We start from the raw sequence: 26,694 nt of genomic DNA on the forward strand, positions 1-26,694 counted from the left end.
GAGTTGGCAAGAGCTTTAAGTTGCTCCAAAGAATTTATATATTTACAGTCCATATTTAGCTCATGAAGTATTTCGTCTCTCGCCTATCTCAGCGGCAACTTATTCGGCTGTACTCACTGCTGCTAGCTATTGTATTGATATTGATCATCATTACATCTGGTCCTTCGGGTCAAGCTGCTAACACCGAGATTTTGTGGGATACCTATGGAGTGCCACATATCTCTAGCAACCGCACACCTGATCTGTTTCGAGCTTTTGGATGGGCACAGATGAAGAGCCACGCCAATCTCCTGTTACGGCTTTATGGTCAGGCTCGCGGACGGGCAGCGGAATACTGGGGCGAAGACTATGTGGAATCGGATCAATGGGTACGTAAAATGGGCATCCCAGAGCGATCGCAAGCTTGGTATAAAGCCCAAACGCCCAAGTTTCGCCAATATCTGGATACCTTTACCGCTGGGATCAACGCCTATGCCAAAGCTCATCCTGACCAGATCGAGGATGATCTAAAAACTGTTTTACCTGTCACCGGCACAGATGTCTTGGCACATAGCCAACGGGTACTGCATTTTACCTTTGTCGTCAATCCAGAAGAACTGCAAGCGACACTCGCCAAAATAGATCCTGGAGAGCCTTTAGGCGGATCAAATGGTTGGGCGATCGCGCCGTCTCACTCTGCCAGTGGCAAGGCAATGTTGTTGGCAAACCCGCATCTCCCTTGGGCAGATTTGTTTCTTTGGTACGAAGCTCAAATAACGGCTCCTGGCATTGATGCTTACGGTGCAACTCTGGTGGGCGTTCCAGTGCTAGCGATCGCCTTTAATGACGCGATGGGCTGGACTCACACCGTCAACACCTATGACGGCTGGGACGCTTACGCATTAACTTTGCGAGATGGCGGCTATGAGTTTGATGGGCAAGTGCGTCCCTTCGATACGGAGACTCAAACCCTCAAAGTCAAGCAAAAAGATGGTTCTTGGCAAGAGCAAACCTTAACGATTCAACGCTCGGTGCATGGCCTCGTGGTCGCAGAACCCAAGGGACAAGCGATCGCCCTCCGGGTAGCAGGGTTAAATAAAGCCAGAGGTTTAGAGCAATGGTGGGAGATGGCCCGCGCCACTAACTTGAGAGAATTTGAAACAGCTCTCAAACGCATGCAGCTTCCTATGTTTACGGTTCTGTATGCCGATCGCGACGGACATATTCTCAACTTCTTCAATGGTCAAGTTCCGGTTCGCCAAGAAGGTACTTTTGCAGATTGGTCAGGCGTAATTCCTGGTAATACCTCAAAGACGCTGTGGACTCGCACCCATGCTTACGAGGATCTCCCTCGTGTTGTTGATCCCAAAACTGGTTGGTTGCAAAATGCCAATGATGCGCCTTGGACAACCACCTTACCCGCAGCCTTAAATCCTGATGATTTCCCCGCTTATATCGCCCCTCGTGATGTGCTTTACTTCCGCGCCCAGCGATCGCTGCGAATGTTGATGGAAGACCCGAAGATCTCCTTTGAGGAACTGATTCGCTATAAGCACTCCACGAGAATGGAACTAGCCGATCGGATTCTGGATGATCTCACGACTGCCGCTAAATCTTCTAACGATCCCCTCGTTAAACAAGCGATCGCAGTTTTGCAAAAGTGGGATCGCCAAGCCGAAGCCAATAGCCGTGGTGCTGTTCTTTTCAAAGCCTGGAATGACTTAATGGATCGCTCCCAACTGTTTGCCATACCTTGGGATGAGAAATCCCCTCTTAGCACCCCAGATGGCTTAGCTGATCCTGAAGCGGCGATCGCTGGTCTCAAAACTGCTGCCACTGAAGTTCTCAAGAACTATGGAGCGCTAGATATTGCTTGGGGAGACGTTTTTCGGCTTAAGTCTGAGGTGAATAATTTGCCTGCTAATGGTGGCCCTGGTGGGCTAGGCATCTTTCGCACTGTCAACTATACCCCTGCCGACGAAGGCCAGTTTCAAGCCATCGATGGAGATAGCTTCGTCGCCGCGATCGAATTCTCTAACCCAGTTCGGGCGCAGGCTCTAACCAGCTATGGCAATGCCACTCAACCCGATATGATGCAAGGCAGCGATCAACTCACCCTGATGTCCCAGAAAAAACTCCGCCCCGTCTGGCGATCGCGTCGAGATATCCTGGCTCATCTAAAATCTCGCACTACTAACTTCGGCAACAACTGAGTCATACAGTCATGACGACATTTAATTAAAATTCCATTAAAGCTAGCGTCACAGACGAAAGTAGTAATTGAGGATTGCAGCAGGCTCGCCAGAATTGCTTGAGTAATGACCCAAGATTTCTGGTGGGATTGGTAGTGGATTGTCGTGCAAGTTTAGTTTCTCTAGCTTAGATAGATACTTCAAACCTTGCGGCAAACTGCTGAGGCGATTGAAGCCAAGATTAAGGTGTGTGAGATTAGTGAGGTTAGCGATTGCTTCTGGCAAACTGCTGAGGGAAAGGCGGTGGAGATTAAGGGTTTTCAGGCTAATGCAACGGGTGGCTACCTCTGGCAGATTGTTTAGGTAATTGCCGCTAAGGTCAAGGTGTTGAAGATTAACGCAATTACTGAGAGTTTCTGGCAAGCTGATCACTTGATTGCCAGCTAGGCAAAGCCATTCGAGGTTTGTGAGATTACCAATAGTTTCGGGCAGGCTACTGAGGCAATTAAAAGCGGGAATAAACTGTCGGAGGTTGGTGCAATTGCCGAGAGTTTCGGGCAAGCTGCTCAATTGATTGCGGATAAGTTGAAGCTGCTGGAGATTAGTGAGATTGGCAACTGCCTTGGGCAAGCTGGTCAGCCGGTTATAGTCAAGCTGAAGCTGTTGGAGATTAGTGAGATTAGTAACCGCCTCTGGCAAACTCTTGAGGCGATTACTCCTAAGATCAAGGCATTGAAGATTGATGCAATTGCTGAGAGCTTCCGGCAAACTGGTCAGTTGATTGCTTCTCAGATTAAGTCTTTCTAGATGGGTGAGATTGCCAATCTCAGGAGGTAAAGAGGTTAAACTACAGAGTGAAAGATCGAGTTCTGTGACCTGACATTGAGCGGCTTGATCAATGATGTCGAGTAACTCTTTATTATCCATCTGTCTGATCTAACCCGTGCGATCGCAATTTTGGACGCTGAAACATCACTGAACAATAGCTCAGCAAAAGCAGTTATTGGCCCTAATGGCGATCGCTTAGCTGTTATCCTTCAGGGATAGGCTCTGGCTCAGGAGCAGGTTCTGCCTCAGGAATCGGTTCCGCTTCGGGAATGGGCTCTGCTTCGGGAATGGGTTCGGGCTCAAAGACAGGTTCTGGTTCGGGAATCGGTTCGGGCCCAGGGATAGGTTCTGGTTCAGGAATCGGTTCTGGTTCAGCAATAGACTCAGGGATGGGCTCAGGTTCAGGGGCAGAAGCGGGTTCTACTGGCTCCTCAGGAGTATCTGAGCTATCGGTTGGCTCTGTAGGTGTCGCAGAGGGAATCGGTTCAGGAGTTGTCGGTGGAACGTCTGTTGTCGTTGGTTCTGAGCTATCGGGTTGCTCTGAAGCAGATGTGGTGGGAACTTCAGGAATCTCAGACGCCGTAGGTTCGGAAACGGGCTCAGAAACAGTAATGCTGCGGCGTTCTTCTTGCCTGCGATCGCGTGCTGAATCCTTATCAGTGAATTCAACTATAAGCCGGACACTATCACCAGCTTTGGCTCCTTTCCAGGCACTCTCTTTCTCTAATTGCTCACGAGCTTGCTTTAATGCAGCTTCATCCAACACACTATTACCACTGGATTTGGAGAGGGTAACCTGTGGCTTGCCTCCCTCGCCAAAGCTAAACTCTAGCTCAGGGTCGCCTTTAGCTCCTTTAGCTTCCTTGGGACGTACGAACGTATCCTTGTCACAGCCGCGACATGTAATCTCCCGCGATCGGTTACCTCGCTCTGAAGGCTTCTCGGTGGAACCCGCTTTACTACCGCCGGGTTCTGCTCCCGTTCCTCTACCTGTACCAGAGCCAGGACCCGTACCAGAGCCTGTTCCAGGACCAATCCCTGAACCTGTACCAGAGCCAGAACCTGTACCAGAGCCAGGGCCAAGTCCGGAACCTGTTCCAAAACCAAAGCCAGGACCAATCCCAAAGCCAGGTCTACCTGATCCAGTCGCTGTGGTCGTACTGCTGCCTTGCCCAGAAGCAGCTCCGGGCACTCCGCCTGTTGTCGTTCCTGAAGTTGAGCTGGCATTCGTACGATTTGCCGCTGTTTGGCTAGCCTGCTCACGAGCCCGCCTTAGTTCGCTCAGCAAGTTATTCAAATTAGGTGCTGGAGTGGGCTGAGCCACTTCTGCTTTCGGCTCGCTCAACGGTGCTGGGGTTGGCTGTGTGGCAGCGGGTTCTTCAGGGGTCTCTTCCGCAATGGGTGTTTCGGGAGTTGGCGCTTCTACGTCCTCAGCAACTGGTGCAGGAGTAGGTTCTGGAGTGGGGTCAGGGGTAGGTTCCTCCTCTGCAACAGGCTCCGGTTGCACAGAAGGGGCTACTTCCGTAGGAGGGGCTGGAGCAGGAGCGAAAGGAACTGAAGCAGCTACCATCAGTGTGGCTCCACCCGCCTCTTCACCGCCACCGCCACCGCCACCACCACCGCCACTCGCTTCTCCATCACCACCGGATGCAGATTCAAGTGGTTCAGGGATCAACTCGGATAACTCTTCCTCTGGAATATCCGCTGTGACCACAAGAACTTCTTCTTGCTCTGATTTAGCTTGCTCCATCTTCCAGATATCATTGACCTTCAGGCACAGCCCCACGCCATGCAAGGCAAATGATCCCACCAGGCTGTAGGTAATAAATCGCTTGAGGGTCTTTTCTTGCTGTTCGCGTTTTTGCAGGACGGTGTCTGAGAATGTCATTTGCTGTATTGATGAGAAAACTTATTGCAAATATTTCTAGCTGACTTGCCCATCCTAAAATTCAACTGCTGTGCTGTCAATCCATTAAAGGGGATTAACTAGATATTTTGTTTAAATCTGCGATCGCCAAGCTCCCAGGGATTTCTGAATGCTGAAACATTGAGATACAAGGAGTTCAGGGATTTTATTAGTTCTAAAATTATCACTTTTAGTAAATGCAAATACTTGACATCAACTACTACAAGACCTAATCTCTTTTGAGAAGAGATGTCAATAGTGGCTCTCTTTTATCATCGTCCTCTCAAATAACTTCGCTGGCTCGACAGGTCAGCTCTATTTCCGCGTGAGCTAGAAATGCTAATTGTTGAATTATTTATTGCTGGTGGCATCGTCATGGTCCCCTTGGTGGGGTTCTCGATTGTGGCGACTGCCCTGATCATCGAACGTTTGGTTTTTTGGTACCGAGTGAAGCGGCGGCAAAAGCGGGTGATTCGTGATGTACTACGCATTTACCAACATGACGGTGATGCTGCATTGCTTAAGCTCAAACAAAACGCTGACCTACCGATCGCTCGCATTTTTCTAGAAGCTGTGGAAGTCGATCATTTTCCGCCTCACGCCTTTCGTCTGATGATGGAAGGAGCCACCCAAGCAGAGTTACCAACGCTCAGACGGTTTAACTCACTCTTTGACATGGTGATTGCAATTGCTCCTTTGTTGGGGTTGTTGGGAACCGTTCTAGGTCTGATTCGCTCATTTGCCTCTCTCAATTTGGGAAGTGCTGGTAGTGAAACTGCTGTACAAGTAACATCAGGTATCAGCGAAGCGCTAGTCTCAACGGCAGCGGGCTTAATCGTAGCGCTGTTCACTCTCTTCTTTGCCAGTATTTTTCGAGGCTTTTATAAACGGCAAATTGCAGCCATTCAAGAATATTGCAGCCAACTTGAGGTTCTGCATTTGGGTCGTTATGAAGGTTTCAGCTCAGTCTCAAAAGTGTTGCAGTAGGTGGTTATGAACATTCCTGAAGAGGCGGATGACATTCCCCAAATTAATATTGTCCCGATGATTGATGTCATCTTTGCAATTTTGACATTCTTCATCATGTCATCTTTGTTTTTGACTCGCTCTGAGGGTCTACCTGTGAACCTACCCAAGGCACAGACCGCTCAATCACAGCAGCAAAGCAAGATGGCAGTCACGGTTGATGAGAAAGGAAACGTATTTCTAAATCGCCAACCGATTACGGTTCAAGAGCTACCAGCAAAAGTGAAAGCAGCGATGGCAAATAACTCAGAAGCGTTGGTTGTGGTCAATGCTGATGAAAAGGTTCCGCATGGTCAGGTGATTACTGTCATGGATCAGTTAAGAACTGTTCAAGGTGTGAAGCTAGGAATTGCAACTCGTCGTCCTTAACATGGTGAACAAGGAGATGAGGACATGGGGAGAGGATGGCAACTTCTCGACTAGAGGCAAGCATCAACCCCATAAGTTCCAGCTTGTCGGTCTGGTTGTGGGAATTGTGCTGTTAATTGGCTGCTTCATCGCCAGCATTACATGGGGAGCAGCCGATGTTGACCCCAGTACTGTGTGGCAAGCCTTAACGGCTTTTGATGGTTCCACCAATCACTTAATTATCACGAACGTACGATTGCCGAGAGCCTTGGTGGCACTGCTGGTCGGAGCTGCGTTGGCTGTGGCAGGCGCTCTCATGCAAGGCTTAACTCGCAACCCTCTAGCCGATCCTGGCATTTTGGGCATTAGTGCTGGGGCGGCTTTAGCTGTGGTGCTATCGACGTTTTTCTTGGGAACTGTCTCCGTGCAGGTGCAGGCTTGGGTGGCCTTTGCGGGAGGAGCGATCGCGGCGATTAGTGTCTATCTCTTAGGTTCTGTCGGACGTAGTGGCAGCACCCCCCTCAAACTAATTTTGGCGGGATCTGTGTTGAGCTATCTGTTATTTTCGCTCACCACCGGAACTTTAATTCTCAGTCAGCGCACTTTAGATGAAGTACGGTTTTGGCTAGCAGGTTCAGTCGCCGGACGCGATCTCAACGTTCTCTTACAGATTCTCCCTTACCTCCTGGTTGGCTTCATCTTGGCCTTTAGTATGGGCAAACAGATAACAGCTCTGACATTAGGCGAAGATGTCGCGAAAGGACTAGGGCTGCAAACCGGATGGATCAAGGCGATCGCGGCAATGGTGGTAGTTCTGCTCGCAGGGAGCGCTGTAGCATTAGCAGGCCCGATTGGCTTCATCGGTTTGGTAGTGCCTCACATGGTGCGCTTTTGGGTCGGAGTCGATTATCGTTGGTTGCTGCCTCATGCGGCTGTGTGGGGGGCGATTTTACTGTCTCTCGCTGATCTCGCGGCCCGCTTAGTCATCAAACCTCAAGAGCTACCCGTTGGCATTATGACCGCATTGGTCGGGGCTCCATTTTTTATCTACTTGGCGCGATCGCAAGTCAAACGGTAAGAGGAATGCAATGAAACCAATAGAACTGCCTTGGCTAGTCATTCGTTCCTCCTCTTGGCCGCTCTCTTTTAAGATCAACCGCCGGGTGCCACTGGTGCTCTTGGGGCTTGCAGTTGCGACGTTGTTGGTCATGGTCTGGAGCGTCAGCTATGGCGAATATCCCATTGCTCCCCTAGATGTCATTAAAAGTATTTTAGGGTTACCAACTACCAATCCTGATGATGGTTTTGTGATCAACACCTTACGCTTGCCCCGCGTCATCGTAGCGTTTTTGGTTGGCACGGGGTTAGCGATCGCTGGCACTATCCTGCAAGGAATCACTCGTAATCCCTTGGCGGCTCCGGAAATTGTCGGTATAGAAGCAGGGGCGGGTTTGGCGGCAGTGGCTCTGATTGTGCTGTTTCCTGCCTTGCCCCTTTTCTTTTTACCGATTGCCGCCTTTACAGGAGCCTTAATTGCAGCGTTATTGGTGTATGGACTGGCGTGGGAGCGCGGCAGTGCACCGATTCGGTTGTTGCTAGTGGGTGTGGGTGTAGGAGCGATCGCCTCTGCTTGTACCAGTCTGCTGATTACCTTTGGCAATATTGAGGATGTCAGCCACGCCCTAGTTTGGCTAGCTGGCAGCGTGTATGGCCGAACTTGGGAGCAGGTACGAGCGTTACTGCCTTGGTTGGGTGTGTTCATGCCGCTCTCTTTGTTTTACGCTCGTGATTTAAACACGCTCAATTTAGGAGATGAAATTGCCCGGAGTTTAGGGGTCTCGATAGAGTGGCGGCGTGGCCTATTGCTGATCACTTGTGTGGCTCTGTCGGGAGCAAGTGTGGCAACGGCAGGTACAATCAGGTTTGTGGGTTTAATGTCACCTCACTTAGCGCGTCAGTTAGTCGGTCCTGCCCATGAAGGACTGCTACCAACCGCAGCTTTAGTGGGTGGATTGATGGTAGCTCTCGCTGACTTTTTGGGGCGGTCGCTCTTTGCCCCCATTGAACTGCCCTGTGGAGTGATTACTGCCGTAGTGGGTGCGCCCTATTTTCTCTACCTGCTCTATCGAAACCGGAATGCATAACAGCACCTCAATGGAATCAGCACTCACCGCTCGCAAACTCACTCTGGCATACGATCGCGCTACCATTATTCGAGATTTGCATGTAGACATTCCAGCCCATCAAATCACCGCTCTGGTGGGTCCTAATGGTTGTGGTAAATCTACATTGCTCAAAGGACTCGCCCGATTAATCAAGCCTCAGAGTGGTGTGGTGTATCTCGATAACGCAGCGATCGCCAAACTCTCTACCAAAGAAGTCGCCAAGCGCTTGGGCATGCTGCCCCAAAACCCATCAGCTCCCGAAGGTTTAACGGTGCGCGAATTAGTCGCACAAGGGCGCTACCCTCACCAAAGCTGGTTGCAACAATGGTCAAAAGAAGACGAACAGTTGACTGAGCAGGCGCTAGTAATTACAGGGATGACCGAGCTGAGTGATCGCCCCCTAGATAGCCTGTCGGGAGGACAGCGCCAGCGGGCCTGGATTGCAATGGCTCTAGCCCAAAACACAGACGTTCTATTACTAGACGAACCTACTACATTTCTAGATCTAGCACATCAAATCGAAGTTCTAGATTTGCTATATGAACTGAACCAAACCCAAGGCCGCACAATTGTCATGGTGTTGCATGATCTCAATCAAGCCTGTCGCTATGCAGACTATTTAGTCGTAATGCGGCAAGGAAATATCTATGCTCAGGGTGTGCCGCCAGAAATCATGACTGAAGCGATGGTAGAAGAAGTGTTTGGATTAAAGAGCAGCATTGTGCGCGATCCCGTCGCAGGCACACCTATGTGCATCCCGATCAGCCAAAAAATGCCTATGAAACGAGACTATGTAGGACAGCAGCCCTAGCCAGTAAAATCCCAGGGCAACTACATCTAAATCTTGGTTCAGGCTGTCAAAGAGTTGTGATGAGTTCAACTCCTCGTACCAGATTAACCTTCCCCTAGTCTGCTAACCCATTTCGCTGAGCTAGGAAACCCGCGCGACGATCGCAGCAAAGAACATCTACTCCTCGATATTGTAGCGATCGCCATCGTTTCTAACTCTACCCAATATGCCGCGTTTCGTGCTTTTTGGGCTCATACGCTGTTTTGGTGAAGCGATCGCAGCCTCTGATGATAAGACGAGTGGTTGGTTGATCTGAGATGGTTGATCTGAGATTGGCATCTGAGAGAGGAGTTGAAGGAGAGAATATTCGTCTGTGGCATTATCTAGCCCGGTTGCACCGCAAAACCTTATGTTATTCCAAATCAGTAGAGATGTTGAAGTGCTCACTTCACTTGATGCTTCACTATTTGAAGTATCGAACTGTTTCTTTTCCGGCTTAACCATTACTCTTTCAGCAACGCCTGCTTATAAAGTTGGGCGATCGGTTGATAGTCCTGTGAATCCATGACTGCAAATCGGTGAATGCCTGCCTGATGCATGTGTAATTGCAGGTCTAAATTAGGATCGAGAAGACGTGCCTGTAGTTTTTGAAGGAATGGCTTTCCCAGCCTTTGAGCCACAGCAATGGGGGGCATGGGGCATGGGCCGATGGATTCAATAATTCGCAATTGCTCAGATAAACCGGGGATATCTCGTATTGCTTGCTCTAAAACGGTACTATCGATCGCTGCACAATCTACTTTATTCTCAGCGACCCATTGAATCGAACACTCGTGAGAACCAGATGCCACTGTCTGGCTAAAAAAAGCTCGTGAATATTGCTTTTGAAATAATCGATGCCAGAGTAGATGGTAACCACTGTTAGAACCAAGATCGTTGTAACAAAAGGTTTTGCCTGCCAACTGCTCCAATGCCCTCACTTCGCTAGCCGCATTTACAATCACATCTGCAAAATAGACAGGCTGGTTTTGATAGCGTTCAGCTTGCATCACCGGAGCGACTACTGCTTGTAACTGAGCAGGAGCAACTTGATAGTGTCGAATAAAGGGGAGACCACAGATAAAAGCAATATCGAGTTGATCCTGGAGCAAAGCTGGATCAGCGAGTGGGTCATACTTAGCTTGCGCTAGGCAGATCTCGATATCTAAACTTCGCTCTAAATAAGCAATCACTGCCTGGTAAAACCAAAATAAATTTGGAGCCAAATAAGAAACCGCTCTCAGGGGACTAGGCAACATACTGATTCCTTGAATATTTCTCTAATCGCTATAGCTGTCCTAAATTATGTGTGAGATTAGCGGGTTGTGAGAGGCACGCTCCTAGGGGCTGCCTCTCACAACCCATTTGGGATTGCTATAGACGTTTGGCATCGTCCTTGGGACAAGCGAGCCTTGAGGTCAATCTATCACTAAACACCGATAATCCTATCAACTTATCGGTGTTTAATCTTGCCATTTATTGAAGGGTTGTGGAATACTGAATCTAGAAAGTACTATATTCCGACTGATTTACCGTAGATTTTGTTTCCAGAGTTAGTGTTTGCTACTGACTCTGCTTCAGTGTGGTGATTTGTAGTGTGAGAGAGTAACAATGCTTCGAGATATTCAAGGATTAGAAGTCACGACTCATTCGCTCGTGGCGATCGCAGCTATTAATGCCTTTATTAACCAAGCTCTACAGTATGGCCGAGAAGCAGAACTCGCCATTTTCGAAGCCTTGAGTGCCGATCCAAGCTGCGCAATTGCCAATGCGTACGCTGCGGCTCACTACTTATCTCAAGAAAGCGCGATCGCACGGCAACAAGCTATTCCTTATCTCCAAGCAGCCCAAACTTACAGTCAGTCAGCTACCGAGCGGGAGCAGCTTTATATTCAGGCGATCGCAGCTTGGGCCAAAGGGGCTATTGATACAGCGATCGCGGTTCATGAAGCGATCGCTGAGGACTATCCCCAAGATTTAATCTCTGTACAACAGGGGCAATATCACTACTTTTATCGAGGCAACAAAGTTGGGTTGCTGAAAATTGCCGAAAAAGTTTTGCCAGTTCATCCAAACCAGCCAGATTTGCTTTCAATGCTCGCGTTTGGGTTGGAGCAATGCCATCAATTGCCGGAAGCAGAAGCGATCGCCCGCGAAGCCACTCGCCTGAAGCGGAACAATCCTTGGGCGCATCATGCCGTTGCTCATGTGATGGAAACACAAGGGCGAGCAGCGGATGGAATTGAGTGGATGGAGAAGTTTTCAGATACCTGGGAGCATTGTAATTCTATGCTCTACACCCATAACTGGTGGCATGTTGCGCTCTTCTATGGGCAATTGAGCGAGACTACTAAAGTTTTGTCCCTCTACGATCAGCATATTTGGGGCAAAGCTCGCCGAGATTCTCCTAAGGACCAGGTTGGAGCGATCTCCTTGCTGCTGCGTCTAGAGTTCCAGTCAGTTCCTGTTGAAGAACGATGGGATAACTTAGTCCCCCATCTATTAACGCGTCTGCATGAGCACTCGCTGCCCTTCCAAGACCTCCACTATATTTATGCTTTAGCTAAAGCCAATCAAGCAGACTTGGTTCATGAAATGTTCACTAGTATGACTGCTTATGCTCAAACGCTAGACTCTACAGCCCGCAGAATTTGGACTGTAATCACTCTTCCGGCGGCGCAGGGGATGATTGCCCATGCTAGAAATGATTGGGAAGGGGCGATCGCCTATCTTAAACCTGTGTTGTCAAAATTGTGGGTTGTTGGTGGCAGTCATGCTCAGCAGCAACTATTCCATCAGCTTTATAAAGATGCAGTATTGCGGAGTGAGGCAGAGTCTAAAATAGCTGCTTTATCTTGGTCACCCTCATTAAGGAGCAAAACTGCCTGACTAGACATGCTTGGCATCGCCCACCATTAAGCCAGTGATTTAAGCGAGGCGAAACTGTCAGCGCTGAGTCATACAAAATAAGGCTGAAACGCCTTCTGGCATCTTGATATTCATATCTAGCTCAACCTTCCGAGAAGTAAATACAGTAAGTCGATAGATTTGTCGTAGTTTCTATGATATTTTCGATAAAGTCGCAATGCCCTATCGGAAAACCGTAGTAATTGAGTAGGAACTTGAATAGTCAAAATTACGCCCTAATGGGGCTGTCTTCTAGAGTCAAGTACGCACTGCTAGCTCTATTGGAATTAGCCAGTCATCCAGCTAGTGCCCCTCCTCTCACAATCGGAGAAATTACTGGCAGACAAGCTATTCCCGATCGCTACCTAGAGCAAATTCTGACTAGTCTGCGCCGGGGGGGCATCGTTCAGAGTCAGCGCGGTTCTAGAGGCGGGTACACCCTCGCTCGTGAAGCTTGGCAAGTTACATTGCTGGAGATCGTCGTTTTAGTGGATGGCGATCGCAAAGAAACAGAATCTAATGAGACTCCAACGATAGAGCGAGACATCGTGCGCGAAATCTGGGAGCAGGCGAGCGGTCAAGCCCAAGCCGTTTTAGGCCGTTATACGCTGCAAAATCTAGTCCAGAAGCGAGATGCGCGTAAACAGAAAAACCCGATGTACTATATCTAACTTTAATATTTAATTCTGGCGAGCAATCCAGATTTCTTTCTGGTTACCGCCTCCCTTGGCTCGTTCAGCAAGGTTAGAAACAAGCTAGAAAGCCTGATCAGCGTAGCTTCTTGAGTTCGCCCAACTCGGTGTACTGGGGCACCCAACCATCCACAGTGGTAAAGTAGCGGACAGCCTTAAACTCAAGTGAAGCGGTAGGACTAAACCAGTGCTCTACGCCAGCCGCAATTTGGACGTAGTCTCCTGGCTGCACTAGGAGCTGTACCTGTTGACCATCAAGCTCTATGAAGCTAAAAATTGCCTCTCCCGACAATATGTAAAGCGCTTCTGGAGCCTTATGTGTATGGTATCGGTTGTAGGTGCTGATGCTGTGGAGCTGAGAGGAGCCAGGGTGAAACACTAGCAGGTCAGACCAGAGATAGCTAGTTTCTTGCTTTAGCGATTCAAGTTGGCGATCGCAGAGTTCCAAGATTTGGCGCTTTTCCAGATCTGGTAGAACATCCTCAGCTAGTAAATCGGCCCAGTGTTGCGGAGCTTCTAAGCTGTAGTGCTGGAGCTGAACGTTAAAAAGAGCAAGTTCACGAACAATCTCACTAGAATTACCGCAAACTTTGCCGTTGCTTAGCTGTAGGATCGCCATTACAGAGAAATTAATTTACTTTCAAAAAGTATAGGCGACTTCAGATTGGGATACAATCATTTCCCCGTAGGCAAACCGGGGATTGTCAAGCTTTGGTAGCATTTAGCTGTATTCCGAAGTCTCTGCTTCCAAGTCCTTAAATAAAGCAGTACTCAAATAGCGCTCCCCAAAGCTCGGCTGCACCATCACAATCAACCGTTCAGCATTTTCTGGGCGCTGAGCCACTTGAATCGCTGCTGCCAAAATTGCTCCGGTAGAAATGCCAGACAAAATACCTTCCTCGCGGGCCAATCTCCGACTGTAAGCGATCGCAGCTTCATCAGAAACTTGCAGGACTTCATCAATCAGTTCTAGGCGCAAGACTGGGGGAATAAACCCTGCCCCGATTCCTTGAATCTTGTGCTCTCCAGGCGCACCACCTGTGAGAACTGCACTATTGACAGGTTCGACGGCGATCACCTGTAGCCCTGATTTGCGAGGCTTTAGCACTTCCGCGACGCCTGTAATGGTGCCACCCGTTCCAACCCCCGCCATGAAAATATCAACTTCCCCTTCTGTATCCGCCCAGATCTCTTCAGCCGTAGTTTCTCGATGAACCTGAGGATTAGCAGAATTGCGAAATTGCTGCGGCATAAAAGCGTCGGGAAGGCTAGCAACAATGGCTTCTGCTTTTGCGATCGCCCCTTGCATGCCTTCGGTGGCTGGGGTGAGTACTAGTTCGGCTCCATAGCCTTTCAGCATCAATTGCCGCTCCAAGCTCATCATTTCTGGCATGGTCAAGATCAAGCGGTAGCCTTTAGCTGCAGCTACCATAGCCAAGGCAATGCCTGTATTGCCCGATGTAGGCTCTACCAAAACTGATTTGCCCGGATGAATCAGCCCTTCTGCTTCAGCCGCTTGAATCATACCAATACCAATGCGGTCTTTGACAGAAGACGAGGGATTCAGACCTTCTAGTTTCACAGCAATTCGAGCCACACAACCTTCGGCTTGAGGAATGTGATTGAGCTGCACTAAAGGAGTCTGACCGATCAGGCAGGTAATATCACGAGCAATTTGCATGGATTCTGATAGACCTAGGGCTAGACGAGCAAATGCACCTTGAACAGAAGTAACCGTAAACCTATCGGCTTACCGTACTTTAGACAGGTAAAAGTAGTATAACAACTAAAGTTTTACTGAGCCCTTAAAAACACGGTAATCCTATCGAGTTTGCGTGATTAAGCCATCAGCATGTAAAATACTGTAAGTTTATCAAGATGCCGTAGTTTGTATGCATAATCTCAATGAGGCCAGCGAGCAGCCTGATCAGCAACAAGACGCCACTCCAGAGGTGTTTTGGCAAACTGTTCAGGAAAAACTCAAAGGAATTACGCCCAAAAAGTTACGAGGCGGCTTTCTAATTTTGATCGGATACCTATTGTCTCCCCTCTGTTGGTGGAATGACTTGGTGTTTAACCTGCCAGTTGCCTACTTCTTTGGTTATGTTTGCAGTCTGTTCTCTGAAAAGTTATTTACTCCTGGCTTGATCGCCGGATATTGGCTCTCCAATATTATTGGTATTCTATTGATGCAACTAGGCACAGCCGATATGCTCCAAGAGCAGCCAAAAGAGCAGAACTTAAAAAAAGAATTGTTGATGGGTATCGGTTCTTCAACAGTTTACACTCTAGTCATTTTGGCCCTGGTGCAACTGAAAATTTTAGATGTTCCAGCTATTTTTTCTGATCTGAAGTCGATTGACCTCAGTTCACTTTTACAACTAGTGACATTAAAAAGTTAACTGATAACTTTGATACCGCTCTGTATCGACTTGTCTGTATTGCCTTGAGACATTGCAGCTGATTCAAGGTCAAGCAATAGCATCTACCTAGCATCTACTAGGATTTTTGGCACTAAAAGCATCCTCTTCTCATTCGCTGACCAAGCTAGAAAACTGTTGCTGAGCGCTATGTTCATCACCTCAGCTATCTATGCAAAATGGCTATGTCTAACAGGCAGGCGTGATAAAAGCTAACAAGTAGGCCTGACACAGAAGACGTAGCTTTTGAAAAGCTTTTGTTTTTAACTATGTATCCTAAGGCCACAGTATGAATTACCCTCTACTATCATGCCTGAGTTTTTTTGTGGGAATTGTAGTGGGTTTAACTGGAATTGGAGGAGCTTCTCTGATTACCCCCATGCTGATCTTTGTCTTTCAGGTTCCAGCCTCTATTGCAGTCAGTTCTGATGTGGTTGCTGCAACGTTAATGAAAGTCACCGGAGGCGTTCGGCACTGGCAGCAACAAACCCTGGATGCAACAGTCGTAAAATGGTTGGCGATCGGAAGTGTGCCTGGTGCCTTAACAGGAGTTGGTATCCTGCACTGGCTGAGGCATATCGGGGAATTCAATTTAGATGCTATTATGCTGCGGTTGATCGGAGTGGCCATCTTAATGGTTACTGTAGCAGCGCTCGTACAACTGTTATTGCTGACCTTTGTACCCGGCTTAAAATACCCTTCTTTACCCAAGATCGATTTAGAAACGACCTTAGGACGAGCGGCGGCGATCGCGATCGGAGCCATCTTGGGTTGTGTGGTGGGTTTAACCAGTGTCTCCTCCGGCTCCATGTTTGCCCTAGCGCTGATTGCCTTCTTTCGTTTAGACGCTCGCAAGCTGGTTGGTACTGATTTAGCTCAAGCAGCCATTCTCTTAAGCTTTACTGCTTTAGGACACCTCACCCTAGGGACAGTTGACTGGAGCTTGGTAATCCCGATATGGATAGGATCATTACCAGGCGTTTTAGTAGGGACTAAACTTTGCCAACTCGCACCACAACGAGCCCTGCGCTTCGTCGTGTACATGGTTTTAGTCATGGTGAGTTGGAAGTTGGCCCATCAGGTCTAAAGCATCCTTAGGTTTAGTTGTTCATCTTAGAATCTATCTTTTTAGCTTTCATGTCTTCTCAAAGAGCTTTATCATCTAACTTTGGCAAACTTCTGCAAACTTTTGGTCGTTTTGTTCAACTGTGGTTGAGCACTCATTGGCGATCGCTCCTATTACTTTTTCTAGGAGTCTTTTTGCCATTACAACTTGCTATCCTTTTGGCGGGGCAGATTCAGCTGCAAGAAGGCGGCCTACCTTGGGATGTCTCTATTTTGCTGGCGATTCATTCTACAGCACAAGCAAATTTGGACTCCCTGGCTCTGACCTTAACTCAGTTTGGCACGCGCTGGGGAGTGTTTCCGGTCTCTACAGCTCTAGTGATGGCAATGTTTTTCTTGAAGCGCTGGCGATCGCTGATTTATCTCCTGATCACATTACCAGGAGCCATGCTGATTAACCGTACTGCCAAGGAGCTGCTGCATCGAGTACGCCCCCACCTGTGGGACTCGACTTTTCCCCCAGAACCAGAATTTGCTTTCCCCAGTGGCCATGCAATGGCTAGTATGGCTTTTGTGGCATCCTTAGTTGTTTTAACCTGGGGCAGTCGTTGGTGTGGTTGGGTGACTACCTTGGGCAGCTTATTTGTCCTGGCGATCGCTTGGACGCGGTTGTACTTAGGCGTTCACTATCCGAGCGATATTGTAGCGGGGTGGATGGTTTCCATTGCTTGGGCGATCGCCGTCAGTTTAGTCGTCAAGCCTCACTTAGCCAAGTTGAACTCAGAAACTTTAAGTCCTGAAAACAACGAAGTGTCAGCGGCACAGGAGTAAGTTGCCACTCGTTATTCGACGATCACACTGCCCAATGATTCTAGCGGAATTGTAAACACATAATAGATGACTCCAGCCCCCAAGATGACGATCACCAGGGTGGACAAAATCACCCAGCGGTCTGGGGGCGCATAAGTATCTTCTTCAATATCTCGGCGCACAGTAAAATAATGTTGAGCTGAAAGCAACACCATCAAAAGCCCTGCCGCAGAGAAGGCTAAACCTAGCTTCCAGCCGTTACCAGGCGGTTGGGGAGCAAGTGGTGGACGCAAAATTCGCAAACGGACAATCAGCACACCGAAGCCCATCAAGGCGATCGCACTTCGCATCCAAGCTAGGTAAGTGCGCTCGTTGGCTAGGTGATCCCGGACTCGATTAGGATTAAGCCGTCTTGGTGGTTCGGCGTCTCCTTCTGTTTTAGTGGATTTAAATAGTTGCATCGATAGCGTCTCCCTGAACTCAATTCGCAGTAATAGATCGGCGTCCCTTACTATAGAACATTTGACTGAACGCCCAGCAAGTTAATGTGTTGGTTTAAGACATAGTTCTTGTACTGGGCGTTCAGGGCATCAGCTTAGCCAGTATGGCATCAAGGTTTAGTCTTCAATCGGAGCATTAGGAGCGGTGGCTTCAATATCTGCTAGAGACAGATTTGGAATGGACCAACCAGGTTCACTAGCTGTAAACACTTTGGCCGGAGAAACATTAAACTCAAGCACACCACTGTTTGGATTGCTCTTAGCGATCAACTGAGTGCCATCTACAATTTTAAAGGCGATCGGCTCTGCTAACTCTTCCGCTTGAGCGTTAGGAGTTAAAGCGACTTGAGCCCCGCTAGGAAGATAAACGCCACTGCATTTCCAATCATCATCTGTGACCTGACCATTACCTAAATAGTAAAGTTGTGGTGTGGGAGATTTCTTGGGTTTGCTGGCATAAACGGCGATCGTTCTTCCCGTTTCATTACGGCACTGAGCCTGTTCCTTTGCTGTCTCTAAAACATACTTTTGAAATTGCAAATCAGCCAGTTTCTGCTGAACTTCCTCACCCCTGTAACCTGCTTGATTGGGAGAGTTCTTTGCTTGCAAAAGTTCATCTAAGGCTTGAGTCACCTCAGCATAGTCAGATCCCTTGGTGAAGTTAGGGTCTGCCCAAGCAGGGGGAGCGATCGCTAAGCTCACTAACAAAGCCAAAGCTAAAAGCGCAAGTCTGAAAAATTTCATGATGATCTCCTTAGTTTGAAATTAAACTGTTTTCCAGCAGCTACATGCTGCTTTAGATGGAAAATCTATGGGATTGGATGGGTTGGAACTGGAACAGATGATAGCTACGGGGAGGAAAACGCTGGCAATAGACGGTAAGTCCCACTATCAACCAAGATGTAAAGCCCTAATCCAATCAAAATAAAGGGCACAATTGCCTGACCATAGGCCGTGAGCAGGCGGGCTACGGCTGGCTGTCGAGTTAAACGCTCAGCGATGTAACACCAAACTCCAACTAAGACAAAAAAGACGCTCAGGATAACCGCTAAACTTGCTGGATCGCTACTCGCCAACAACGGTACATAAATCCCGATATTGTCTCCCCCATTTGCCAATGTCACAGCAGCAACATGGTAGACCTGAGGCACAAGCAAATCTAAGTAACTAGGCACTCCTGAGGCAACTGCTTTCTCTAAACTCAACTCATCTGTGACCGTCTGGACTTGAGTTCCATTTTGTTTTCGGTTCAGCCAATGACTGATGCCAATCACAATGGGTACGAAACCCAGGCAACCAATCCAAGCTTTAGGAATGACGAGACCGCCCAGAAAACCGGGAAGACAGGCAATCATCAACGTCGTGAATCCTAAATATTGACCCCAAATAATATGTTTGGGACGGAAATTAGCGTTTACCTGAGAAAAGAAGAGCATCAGGATCACAATGTCATCAATATTGGTGGCGGCAAAGGCAGTAACCCCGGTAATCACGGCTCGTCCAAACCAGTTCATGATGCTCCTGCGGCAAGCCTACTACTTGTGCTCAATTGAGGAGTGCGCCTGCGGCATCGAGACAGCCTGAGCTGTGCATTCAGCAATACCAGACGAGTATTGCATGGAATTCCGACTCAGCGTTGTGACGAAGAGAACACCCATTACTAAAGCCAACACCGCCAAGCCTCGGTTTTCTAAGGTGCGACTGTCTACTAGAATCAGTGCTCCCAACCCAACTAGAACAAAAGGAACTAATTGGTTTCCATAGCGGGTTAGGGCATCTGCGATCGCAGGCACCTTAGTCAGACGGTAAGCCAGGTAGCACCATGCTCCCACTAACGTAAAGAACACACCTAAAATAGCTAACAAACTTTCCCAACTACTACTAGCAAACAGAGGCATATAGATGCCCACATTGTCGCCGCCATTCGCAAAGGTTACTGCTGCCACACTATAGGTCTGGGGAGAGAGAAAACTAGTTAGCCAAGACTTCTCGACGGGCTGGGTAGTTTCCTCATTCGCCTCATCTTCCTCATCTTGACTGAACCAGCGGCTAAGACCGATCGCGATCGGCACGAGACCCAGCAGGCCCACCCAATCACGAGGGAATAAGAAGCTACCAAAGAAACCCGGTAAGCTGGCTAAAACAAGAACCCCAAAACCCAGGTATTGCCCTGCTACGATGTGCCGTCGCCGCAACACACTATCTACTTGGGAGAAGAACAGGAGCAAGATCAAAATATCATCAAGATTCGTAGCGGTGAAAGCAGTGAACCCAGTCGGCAATGCAGTCAGTAATTCATTCATCTTGATTAGCGCTTAATTGTCTTTACTACAGAGATCAGTTCAGAGATAAATTTTGTGGAATCAGGGTTGTGCCCAGAAGAATTAGGTTTCATCTGTCAGCGAGGGGATGACTACAGGGCTAGGGACAGCAAACCTGGCATGCGTCTCTTCAATTCTCGATTTCATCGTTCGCACAATCTGAGGAGAACGGAGGCTTTGCATGACAAACCAACCGCAAGTCACAGTTAGATAGAGCAAGAACAGGTAGGGAAAGGCATCGTAAGGAGCTTCGGGAACAGGGAAAATTTGGCTACCAGGAACACCGACGCTCCCTAGAACCGGGATCATCATGAAGCCAACGCCTAGAACCGAGAACATCACATCTCGTGGCCGAAGCTTTTGAATTTTATAGAGATAAACTGGAGCGGCGATCGATATGAGGATGTATACCGTCAAGAACCCATAGGTACAAATAGCTCCCAGATAACCCATGCTGTCAAACAATTTGACATGGAAGAGGGATAGGCAGGCAGGAACCAGAAACATGACAAGCGCCGACATCGTAATGGCAATATGGGGCGTCTGATTGGAGGAGTGAGTCTCACCCAGGGAAGCAGGGAACAAGCCATGACGGGACATGGACAAGAACACTCTCGCTGCTGGGTTAATGCTACCTAGCACGCAAGTAAAGAAACTAAACAAGGCGCTAATTGCAATCAGCTCTCCCAAAAATCCCAAGCCGAGTTGTCTAGATAAATAGCCTAAAGGTTCTTCAGTCGTAGCTAGGGAAGCGGAAGTACCACTAAAACCTAGTATCTCGATGTAACTCATGAGGGTGAAGAATAACCCAGCTAAGATGGCGCTGCCCATCACAGACTTAGGGATGGTCTTCAGCGGTCGCTTAGCTTCGTCTCCTAAAGAGGTGGCGCTTTCAAAGCCAGAAAATCCAAAGACTACCAGAACCAGCCCCATCGCAATTCCACCTGGCTTCGCTCCTTGCAGCGTCATTTGCGAAAAGTCGATCGCAAACCCTGCATGAGCCCAAATTAGAATACCTAAGACGAGGATCAGAGCAATGGAAACTCCTTCTAGCCACAACATCGCCATTGCCGAAAGCTTAATATCTTTGTAAGCTGCATACCAGGCTACACCAGCCCCGATCGCTAATAAAGTCAGGCTGGAAGGATGAATGCCCAAATGACCCAGTAGCATAGTGCTGAAGTTGGCAAAGCCACACAACACTGACATACCAGTAAACAAATAGGCGAGAACCAAACTCCATCCGCAAATTACACCCGCCGTTGGGCCTAAACCCTTAGCAATGTAAGAATATAGCGAACCCGGAGAAGCGGAACGACTCGCAAACTGGTTGATGTTAATGCTGACAAACATCAACCCAACCATGCCAATCAGAAAACTCAACCAAGTTCCATTTCCCGCGATCGCGACAATCAAACCTAAGTTGGAGGCAGGGATGGTAGTGGGAGCAATGACCGCAACTGATTGGGCCAACACTTCACCGAAGGAGAGGCAATTTGGCTTTAAGCCGTGGGCACTCTGCTCAGATTGAAATTCACTAGTCATGGATGCAAATCCCCCAGTATGCAAATGTATCCTTGGAAGTTTGGTCGCTCCCGATGGGACCGGTGAGCTTTGCTTCAGCAAGGATGCATTGCCAAAAGCACTATGTTTACTCTAGTCAAGAAGACCCATAGAAGCTAATGTTCTTTTTTGTTGGTTTAATAAATAAAAGTAATCGACTCTAGATCGCTCATGTCTGCTCATCTGCTCCAATGCTTTGAGAGACTGCAAAATCCTAGCTGCTGTTGTGATCCCCTGGAACCAACAGCAACAGAGGCATAGAGCTAAAGATGACAAACCCCGATGAACCCATCGCTTTTAAGGTATTTCTAGGAGTTTACTTTCCTTAACAACGTCTAGCAGGGAGCGTTAAAAGCCAACTATGACATTGGAGCAATTACGGATATTTTTGGCTGTGGCTGAGCAATTACACTTTACTCGCGCTGCTGAAGCACTTTTCATTACTCAACCAGCAGTCAGTGCCGCCGTCCAAAGCTTAGAAACAGAGTACAGTGTCAAACTCTTCCATCGCATTGGTCGGCGAGTGGAAATTACGGAAGCGGGCAAGCTGCTCCAGGAAGAAGCGCAAAAGATTCTGGAGCAAGTCGCTTTGACTGAGCGCGGTTTACGGGAATTGAATAACCTCCAACGGGGTGAGTTGAAACTAGGCTCAAGCTTGACGATTGGTAATTACTGGTTGCCAGGAAAAATTAGTCAATTTAAGCGTCAGTACCCAGGAATTAACGTCATTTGCACCCTTGCTAATGCAGAAGAGATCTGCGAAGGCACAGCCACCGGATTATTTGATTTAGGCATTGTCAGCGGTGAGGTGAAACCTGCGCTCAAAAGCTATTTAGCTGAGGAGGCTATTGGCAGCGATCGCCTGCAAGTAGTGGTAGGCAAATCCCACCCTTGGTTTGAGCGCACCAGAATCTCAGTTCGTGAACTCAACGAAACCACTTGGGTCATGCGAGAGCCTGGTTCGGGGGCTCAACAGATGTTTGAGCAAGCTCTACAGAGTTGGGGGATTGAGATCAGTGAACTAGATGTAGTTTTAGTTCTAAGCAGTAGCGAGATGGTCAAAGCGGTGGTGGAGAGCGGAGTAGGGGCCGCTGCGATCCCAGAACTCATGGTGAGAAAAGAGATCGAACTCTCTACCCTCCAAGCAGTACAGATCACCAATAGTCGCAAAGGTGCAGGCTCCATTCTGGAAATTATTCAACCCGTGCTGAAACTGAAACACCAACAGCGGTTTCAAACCCAAATTGCGATCGCTTTTGAGCAAATGTTAAAGGGTTAATCAGGATTTAAGCGTTGCTTACCCAGTTTAACCAGTTGCTTCAAATCGAGGAGTTTGGAGGAACCATCATCTCCCATAATCAGAGGGAGATTGCCATTCCATTTCTCGATCGCCTGCTTTTGTAATAACTCCGGGGTTAAACCCTCTCGCAGTAAGTTCTGGGCTTCTGCTTCTCCCTTGGCTAAATTCACCTTAGCTTTTGCTTCTCTGGCTGCCTTCAGAGCCACAAATTCTGCTCGTTTGGCTTCTTGCTCTGCCACTTGTTTAGCCTCCACCGCATTGCTAAACCGTTTAGAGAAATGTACATGCACCAGAGAGATGTCATCAACTGCAATGTGATAAGTGCCTAATCGCGTTGTCAGAGCCTGGTCCACTGCCGCTTTGACCTCTCCCCGTTTCGTAATTACTTCCTCGGCTGTGTACATTGCCACTACTGCTTTCAGCACCTCTTCGACGGCAGGGTTAATGATCGTCGTAACAACTGTCGCTTCATCCCCGATTTGTTGAAAAATTTTGTCCACCTCGTCAGGAATAATATGCCAGTTGAGGGCGACATCAGTATAAACATCTTGCAGATCCTTGGAAGAAGCTTCAGCAGAGATTTCCTGATTTTGCACCCTCACACTCAGCTTCTTGACGGTATTAACGCCAGGGACAATCAGATGAATTCCTTCTCCCAAGACTGGTTCTTGCACCCTGCCAAACTGCATCAACACCCCCCGCTCTCCTGCATTGACAATGACAAAGAAAGTAGAAAGCAAAGCTGCTAATAGAACAGCGATCAGAACTCTACTAGCAACATAAGCATCTTTATTTTTCTTGGTAGCTGGCTTAGCATTTTGAAGAGGGGGGGCAGATTCCAAGGTCATAGCGAGACAAAACTAGAGGCTGGACAAAGAGTAGTTGCAAGGGTAAGCCCATCAAGAGATTAGAAGCTATTCACAGCTATCTACTTAATTCAACGAATACTCTGGAAAAGTTTTCACTTGCTTAGGGATGATATGGACATCTTGGTGTCGTTCTAGGTTGAGTTTGTCAAAGTCTTGCCGCGCCAAGTAAGCCGTTACTCCCCGACCTGAAGGCAACATTAACTCCACCTGAACTTCCCAACCTAGGTGAACAATCCGCTCAATCTTGGCAGGCACTGTATCCTCGGTGGCATAGGAGCGAATCACCAAATCATGAGGCCGTAAAAAGACGCGATCGCCTTGTATCCCTTGGTTTCTCGGTAAGATGCCAGCATTTGCGGGGAGCACATTCACCGGACCAATGAAACTCATCACAAAAGGAGACGCTGGCGAATCATAAAGCTCCGCCGCGCTGCCAACTTGTTCAATCCGACCTTCGTTCATGACCACAATCTGATCAGCCACTTCCATCGCTTCTTCTTGGTCATGGGTGACAAATACCGTTGTTACATGGACCTCGTTATGCAGTTTCCGTAGCCAAGTCCGCAGTTCCTTACGAACTTTTGCATCGAGAGCCCCAAAAGGTTCATCTAAAAGCAAAACTTTGGGTTGAACTGCCAATGCCCGTGCTAGTGCCACCCGCTGCCGTTGACCACCAGACAGCTGTGAGGGATAGCGATCGCCCAACCCTCGTAATTGCACCAAGTTCAGTAGTTCCTCAACCCGATGACGAATTTGGCTAGGCTTAGCTTTACGAATTTCTAACGGGAAAGCAATGTTCTGCCGAATGGTTAGGTGCTTAAACAGCGCGTAATGCTGAAATACAAAACCAATTCCCCGGTCCTGGACTGAGCGGTAGGTGGCATTTTCGCCAGTCAAAAAGATTTCTCCAGAGTCAGGTTGCTCCAATCCAGCAATCATCCGTAGCAAAGTTGATTTACCAGACCCTGAAGGACCTAGAAGAGCAACTAAGGACCCTGTCTCAATATTCAAGCTCACATTATCGATCGCGTGAAAGGAGCCAAAATGCTTGTCAACGTTTTGAACAGAAATACCCACGACAACTCTCCCGAAACCCAATTTACAAAATACGGTTAGTCTATCGAGTTAACGTATTTTATACAAGCATAAGGCTACCTTTAGTTTTGGTAGCCAACCAAAAGGTAGAGCCACCGAACTCTGCCGCTAGACTCAACACCTAAGCTACCTAGAACCGTTTAAGAGTTATAAAACAATGAATTGTTAGGTTTTCCTGACATAAGCCGCTTATACAACTACGAGTTTCGTCATACTTCTTAGTCTGCCTAAAAACCTGAAATGACTCCTAAAATGCCTGAAAGGGTTCTTAATTCTGCGTTTCACCAAATCCCACTACAACTTCTTATAAAGTTACTTATCTATATAATTTCCTGTTGTTCTCAAAATTTCTAAAATAAATCTAAGGCCAGATTCGTTTCTGAGTCCGATAGGCAGCCTGAGAGGCCAGAATGATCACTAAATCAGCGGGATTTGCAGAGCCCTATTTGCCAAGCCCCTACAAAGATTTCTGGCTCCCCTAGCTTCTAATCCCCCTTAATCTCCGGTAAATTTCTGGGATAGAGGCAGCAATTCCCGGTAAATGGAGCGGCATTCTGGCCTTCTAAATGGGGGGTTTAGCATCTCCATTGACTTTGCTGAGAAGGCAGGAATACGCTTCTAAATAAGCACCCAAAGCAATTGTCCTTATCTCAAAAGAATATAGAGGTAAATATGATGACTGATTCTATGAATACTGAATTAACTGAGCTAAAAGTCTGTATCGAAGTTTGCACCGATTGCCACAACATGTGCCTAGAAGTCATGACTTACTGCTCAGATAGAAGCTGTAAGTACATTGATGTTTCGATGATGTCTATGCTTCGCGACTGTGCTGAGATGACAATGATGTGCATCAACATGATTGCCGATGGTTCTGAGTTTGCAGGTAGAACCTGCCAGCTTTGCGCCGAGATGTGCTTCAAGTGCGCGATCGCTTGCGATGAAATGCACGATGCCAAAATGACAGAGTACGCTGCTATCTTCCGCAAGTGCGCTGAGCATTGCAAAGCGATCGGTTTAATGTCTGCTGCTTACTTCCGCAGAGCTAATCTGGAAGTTGAAGCAGTATCCTAATTAGTTGTCTCTGAAAAATTTGTCTCGTGTCAACCATCAGCTCTTGGCAGCTGTTAGGAGTGTGTCCAGGAAAGAAAACTATAGCGCTTGGCGATCGGGTTCGGCGATCGCCAAATAGTTGAGAGCAGTTTTCCAGTCTCAAATCAGCATCGTCTATGGCTAATGTTGAACCTAGCCCGAACCTTTTGACCGCCGATAGGTAATACGAATAGATCCTCAATTTGTGCTTCCCGCCCTGGAAACCACAGGGGATAGTAAGTAACTAGGCGGAATTAAACTCAAAACGCTCCAGCGTATATTTGCCGCCTAAGGACAGGACAAAAACTCTAAAGCATCCAAGAATTCATCCATTTTCTGGTCCAAGTTGAGCACAAGGTTTCGGAGATAGTCCAAACCATAACGAAAGATGCTCTTTGCCCTATGACCATGCTTTTTGATAGTCAGAGGCTTGAGTTGATGTAACCACTCACCTGCGAGGAAGACCCAGCACAAAGCGAGGGAGAGGAGAGCGAGCAGTTTACTCAGACGTTCGGCATCCTGAAGATAGGTAGATTCCAGGCAGAAACCACTAGTTTCGAAAATGCCAAATAATACCAATTCTCTAAAACCCGGCTACAGATAGAGCTGAGAGAATCGAGTCTCGTCCTGTAATCGAGGCCACCCCTTCTGGAGTGAGTGCTTCCAGTCGTTCCTTCAACTGCTGACGCAACTGCTCCAGGGTGGCAGGAAGACTCCAACGCAATCGCCGCTTGAGATATTGCCACACTTGTTCAATGGGGTTAAGTTCCGGACAATGTGGTGGTTG

At 48.0% G+C, this 26,694-nt stretch carries 26 protein-coding genes and 2 pseudogenes; 14 read left to right on the plus strand and 14 right to left on the minus strand.

What is annotated here, in order from left to right; genetic code table 11:
- Window positions 1-62 precede the first annotated feature (62 nt).
- The gene (locus H6F68_RS06060; RefSeq protein ID WP_190557322.1) at window positions 63-2,192 is read left to right on the plus strand and encodes an acylase; all 2,130 of its coding nucleotides are present in this window, start codon (window positions 63-65) and stop codon (window positions 2,190-2,192) included.
- A gap of 48 nt (window positions 2,193-2,240) precedes the next feature.
- Here H6F68_RS06060 and H6F68_RS06065 read toward each other — a convergent pair whose 3' ends face one another.
- Together H6F68_RS06065 and H6F68_RS28920 are read right to left on the minus strand one after the other, a co-directional pair.
- Entirely contained in the window at window positions 2,241-3,098 is an 858-nt protein-coding gene (locus tag H6F68_RS06065; protein WP_190557324.1) for a leucine-rich repeat domain-containing protein, read from the minus strand.
- A 103-nt stretch (window positions 3,099-3,201) separates the two neighbouring features.
- The gene (locus H6F68_RS28920; protein ID WP_190557326.1) at window positions 3,202-4,887 is read right to left on the minus strand and encodes a hypothetical protein; all 1,686 of its coding nucleotides are present in this window, start codon (window positions 4,885-4,887) and stop codon (window positions 3,202-3,204) included.
- A 354-nt stretch (window positions 4,888-5,241) separates the two neighbouring features.
- On the opposite strand from H6F68_RS28920, the gene H6F68_RS06075 reads away from it, so the two are divergent.
- The 6 genes and pseudogenes from H6F68_RS06075 to H6F68_RS06100 all read left to right on the plus strand — a co-directional run.
- On the plus strand, window positions 5,242-5,892 hold the full coding sequence (locus H6F68_RS06075; RefSeq protein ID WP_190557328.1) for a MotA/TolQ/ExbB proton channel family protein: 651 nt from the start codon (window positions 5,242-5,244) through the stop codon (window positions 5,890-5,892).
- A gap of 6 nt (window positions 5,893-5,898) precedes the next feature.
- Complete coding sequence (locus tag H6F68_RS06080; protein ID WP_190557330.1) at window positions 5,899-6,300, plus strand: biopolymer transporter ExbD; 402 nt, start codon at window positions 5,899-5,901, stop codon at window positions 6,298-6,300.
- Between the two features lie 16 nt (window positions 6,301-6,316).
- Window positions 6,317-7,357 carry an iron ABC transporter permease gene (locus H6F68_RS06085; RefSeq protein ID WP_190557332.1) on the plus strand — a complete coding sequence of 347 codons (1,041 nt, stop codon included), beginning with the start codon at window positions 6,317-6,319 and terminating at the stop codon, window positions 7,355-7,357.
- 10 nt (window positions 7,358-7,367) lie between these two features.
- Window positions 7,368-8,423: an iron ABC transporter permease gene (locus H6F68_RS06090; RefSeq protein ID WP_199299938.1), complete on the plus strand. Its 1,056-nt coding sequence runs from the start codon at window positions 7,368-7,370 to the stop codon at window positions 8,421-8,423.
- A 10-nt stretch (window positions 8,424-8,433) separates the two neighbouring features.
- Window positions 8,434-9,255 (plus strand): ABC transporter ATP-binding protein, encoded by an 822-nt coding sequence (locus H6F68_RS06095; RefSeq protein WP_190557334.1) that lies wholly within the window; start codon window positions 8,434-8,436, stop codon window positions 9,253-9,255.
- Between the two features lie 329 nt (window positions 9,256-9,584).
- Window positions 9,585-9,734 (plus strand): annotated as a pseudogene (locus H6F68_RS06100) (IS1 family transposase); the annotation flags it as partial.
- Window positions 9,735-9,737: 3 nt separating this feature from the next.
- Here H6F68_RS06100 and H6F68_RS06105 read toward each other — a convergent pair.
- On the minus strand, window positions 9,738-10,532 hold the full coding sequence (locus tag H6F68_RS06105; RefSeq protein ID WP_190557336.1) for a phosphate/phosphite/phosphonate ABC transporter substrate-binding protein: 795 nt from the start codon (window positions 10,530-10,532) through the stop codon (window positions 9,738-9,740).
- 352 nt (window positions 10,533-10,884) lie between these two features.
- Here H6F68_RS06105 and H6F68_RS06110 point away from each other — a divergent pair, with 352 nt between their 5' ends.
- Window positions 10,885-12,162 (plus strand): tetratricopeptide repeat protein, encoded by a 1,278-nt coding sequence (locus H6F68_RS06110; protein ID WP_190557338.1) that lies wholly within the window; start codon window positions 10,885-10,887, stop codon window positions 12,160-12,162.
- A gap of 233 nt (window positions 12,163-12,395) precedes the next feature.
- Window positions 12,396-12,851 carry an Rrf2 family transcriptional regulator gene (locus H6F68_RS06115; RefSeq protein WP_242017149.1) on the plus strand — a complete coding sequence of 152 codons (456 nt, stop codon included), beginning with the start codon at window positions 12,396-12,398 and terminating at the stop codon, window positions 12,849-12,851.
- Between the two features lie 97 nt (window positions 12,852-12,948).
- Here the strand turns inward: H6F68_RS06115 and H6F68_RS06120 are convergent, their stop codons facing one another.
- Window positions 12,949-13,491 (minus strand): cupin domain-containing protein, encoded by a 543-nt coding sequence (locus H6F68_RS06120; protein WP_190557340.1) that lies wholly within the window; start codon window positions 13,489-13,491, stop codon window positions 12,949-12,951.
- Between the two features lie 102 nt (window positions 13,492-13,593).
- The gene (gene cysK / locus H6F68_RS06125) at window positions 13,594-14,553 is read right to left on the minus strand and encodes a cysteine synthase A (protein WP_190442437.1); all 960 of its coding nucleotides are present in this window, start codon (window positions 14,551-14,553) and stop codon (window positions 13,594-13,596) included.
- A gap of 211 nt (window positions 14,554-14,764) precedes the next feature.
- On the opposite strand from cysK, the gene H6F68_RS06130 reads away from it, so the two are divergent.
- From H6F68_RS06130 to H6F68_RS06140, 3 genes are all read left to right on the plus strand, one after another.
- Window positions 14,765-15,274: a hypothetical protein gene (locus H6F68_RS06130; RefSeq protein WP_242065379.1), complete on the plus strand. Its 510-nt coding sequence runs from the start codon at window positions 14,765-14,767 to the stop codon at window positions 15,272-15,274.
- Between the two features lie 307 nt (window positions 15,275-15,581).
- Entirely contained in the window at window positions 15,582-16,379 is a 798-nt protein-coding gene (locus H6F68_RS06135; RefSeq protein WP_190557342.1) for a sulfite exporter TauE/SafE family protein, read from the plus strand.
- A 50-nt stretch (window positions 16,380-16,429) separates the two neighbouring features.
- Complete coding sequence (locus H6F68_RS06140; RefSeq protein WP_190557344.1) at window positions 16,430-17,188, plus strand: phosphatase PAP2 family protein; 759 nt, start codon at window positions 16,430-16,432, stop codon at window positions 17,186-17,188.
- An 11-nt stretch (window positions 17,189-17,199) separates the two neighbouring features.
- Here the strand turns inward: H6F68_RS06140 and H6F68_RS06145 are convergent, their stop codons facing one another.
- From H6F68_RS06145 to H6F68_RS06165, 5 genes are all read right to left on the minus strand, one after another.
- On the minus strand, window positions 17,200-17,628 hold the full coding sequence (locus H6F68_RS06145) for a YidH family protein (protein WP_190442434.1): 429 nt from the start codon (window positions 17,626-17,628) through the stop codon (window positions 17,200-17,202).
- Window positions 17,629-17,784: 156 nt separating this feature from the next.
- Window positions 17,785-18,411, minus strand: a complete 627-nt coding sequence (locus tag H6F68_RS06150) for a hypothetical protein (RefSeq protein ID WP_190557346.1) — start codon at window positions 18,409-18,411, stop codon at window positions 17,785-17,787.
- A 104-nt stretch (window positions 18,412-18,515) separates the two neighbouring features.
- Window positions 18,516-19,181 carry a cadmium resistance transporter gene (locus H6F68_RS06155; RefSeq protein WP_190557348.1) on the minus strand — a complete coding sequence of 222 codons (666 nt, stop codon included), beginning with the start codon at window positions 19,179-19,181 and terminating at the stop codon, window positions 18,516-18,518.
- 21 nt (window positions 19,182-19,202) lie between these two features.
- Window positions 19,203-19,970 (minus strand): cadmium resistance transporter, encoded by a 768-nt coding sequence (locus tag H6F68_RS06160; protein WP_190557350.1) that lies wholly within the window; start codon window positions 19,968-19,970, stop codon window positions 19,203-19,205.
- A gap of 81 nt (window positions 19,971-20,051) precedes the next feature.
- Window positions 20,052-21,533, minus strand: coding sequence for an APC family permease (locus H6F68_RS06165; protein WP_190557352.1), 1,482 nt, complete (start codon window positions 21,531-21,533; stop codon window positions 20,052-20,054).
- Between the two features lie 379 nt (window positions 21,534-21,912).
- Here H6F68_RS06165 and H6F68_RS06170 point away from each other — a divergent pair, with 379 nt between their 5' ends.
- A complete protein-coding gene (locus tag H6F68_RS06170; RefSeq protein WP_190442425.1) occupies window positions 21,913-22,830 on the plus strand; it encodes a LysR substrate-binding domain-containing protein in 918 nt (305 codons plus the stop codon).
- Here H6F68_RS06170 and H6F68_RS06175 read toward each other — a convergent pair.
- Entirely contained in the window at window positions 22,827-23,699 is an 873-nt protein-coding gene (locus H6F68_RS06175) for a prohibitin family protein (protein ID WP_190442423.1), read from the minus strand. The two genes, H6F68_RS06170 and H6F68_RS06175, sit on opposite strands and share 4 nt — an antisense overlap.
- Before the next feature lie 84 nt (window positions 23,700-23,783).
- Window positions 23,784-24,797 (minus strand): sulfate/molybdate ABC transporter ATP-binding protein, encoded by a 1,014-nt coding sequence (locus H6F68_RS06180; RefSeq protein ID WP_190442420.1) that lies wholly within the window; start codon window positions 24,795-24,797, stop codon window positions 23,784-23,786.
- A 705-nt stretch (window positions 24,798-25,502) separates the two neighbouring features.
- On the opposite strand from H6F68_RS06180, the gene H6F68_RS06185 reads away from it, so the two are divergent.
- On the plus strand, window positions 25,503-25,889 hold the full coding sequence (locus H6F68_RS06185; protein WP_206755505.1) for a four-helix bundle copper-binding protein: 387 nt from the start codon (window positions 25,503-25,505) through the stop codon (window positions 25,887-25,889).
- 306 nt (window positions 25,890-26,195) lie between these two features.
- On the opposite strand, the pseudogene H6F68_RS28925 reads toward H6F68_RS06185, so the two are convergent.
- Window positions 26,196-26,480, minus strand: a pseudogene (locus tag H6F68_RS28925) (IS4 family transposase); the annotation flags it as partial.
- Window positions 26,481-26,490: 10 nt separating this feature from the next.
- A partial coding sequence (locus H6F68_RS06190; protein WP_190557217.1) for a transposase occupies window positions 26,491-26,694 on the minus strand: 204 nt, incomplete at its 5' end.

It is taken from the genome of Trichocoleus sp. FACHB-262 (assembly GCF_014696035.1).
Taxonomy (GTDB): Bacteria; Cyanobacteriota; Cyanobacteriia; order FACHB-46; family FACHB-46; genus Trichocoleus.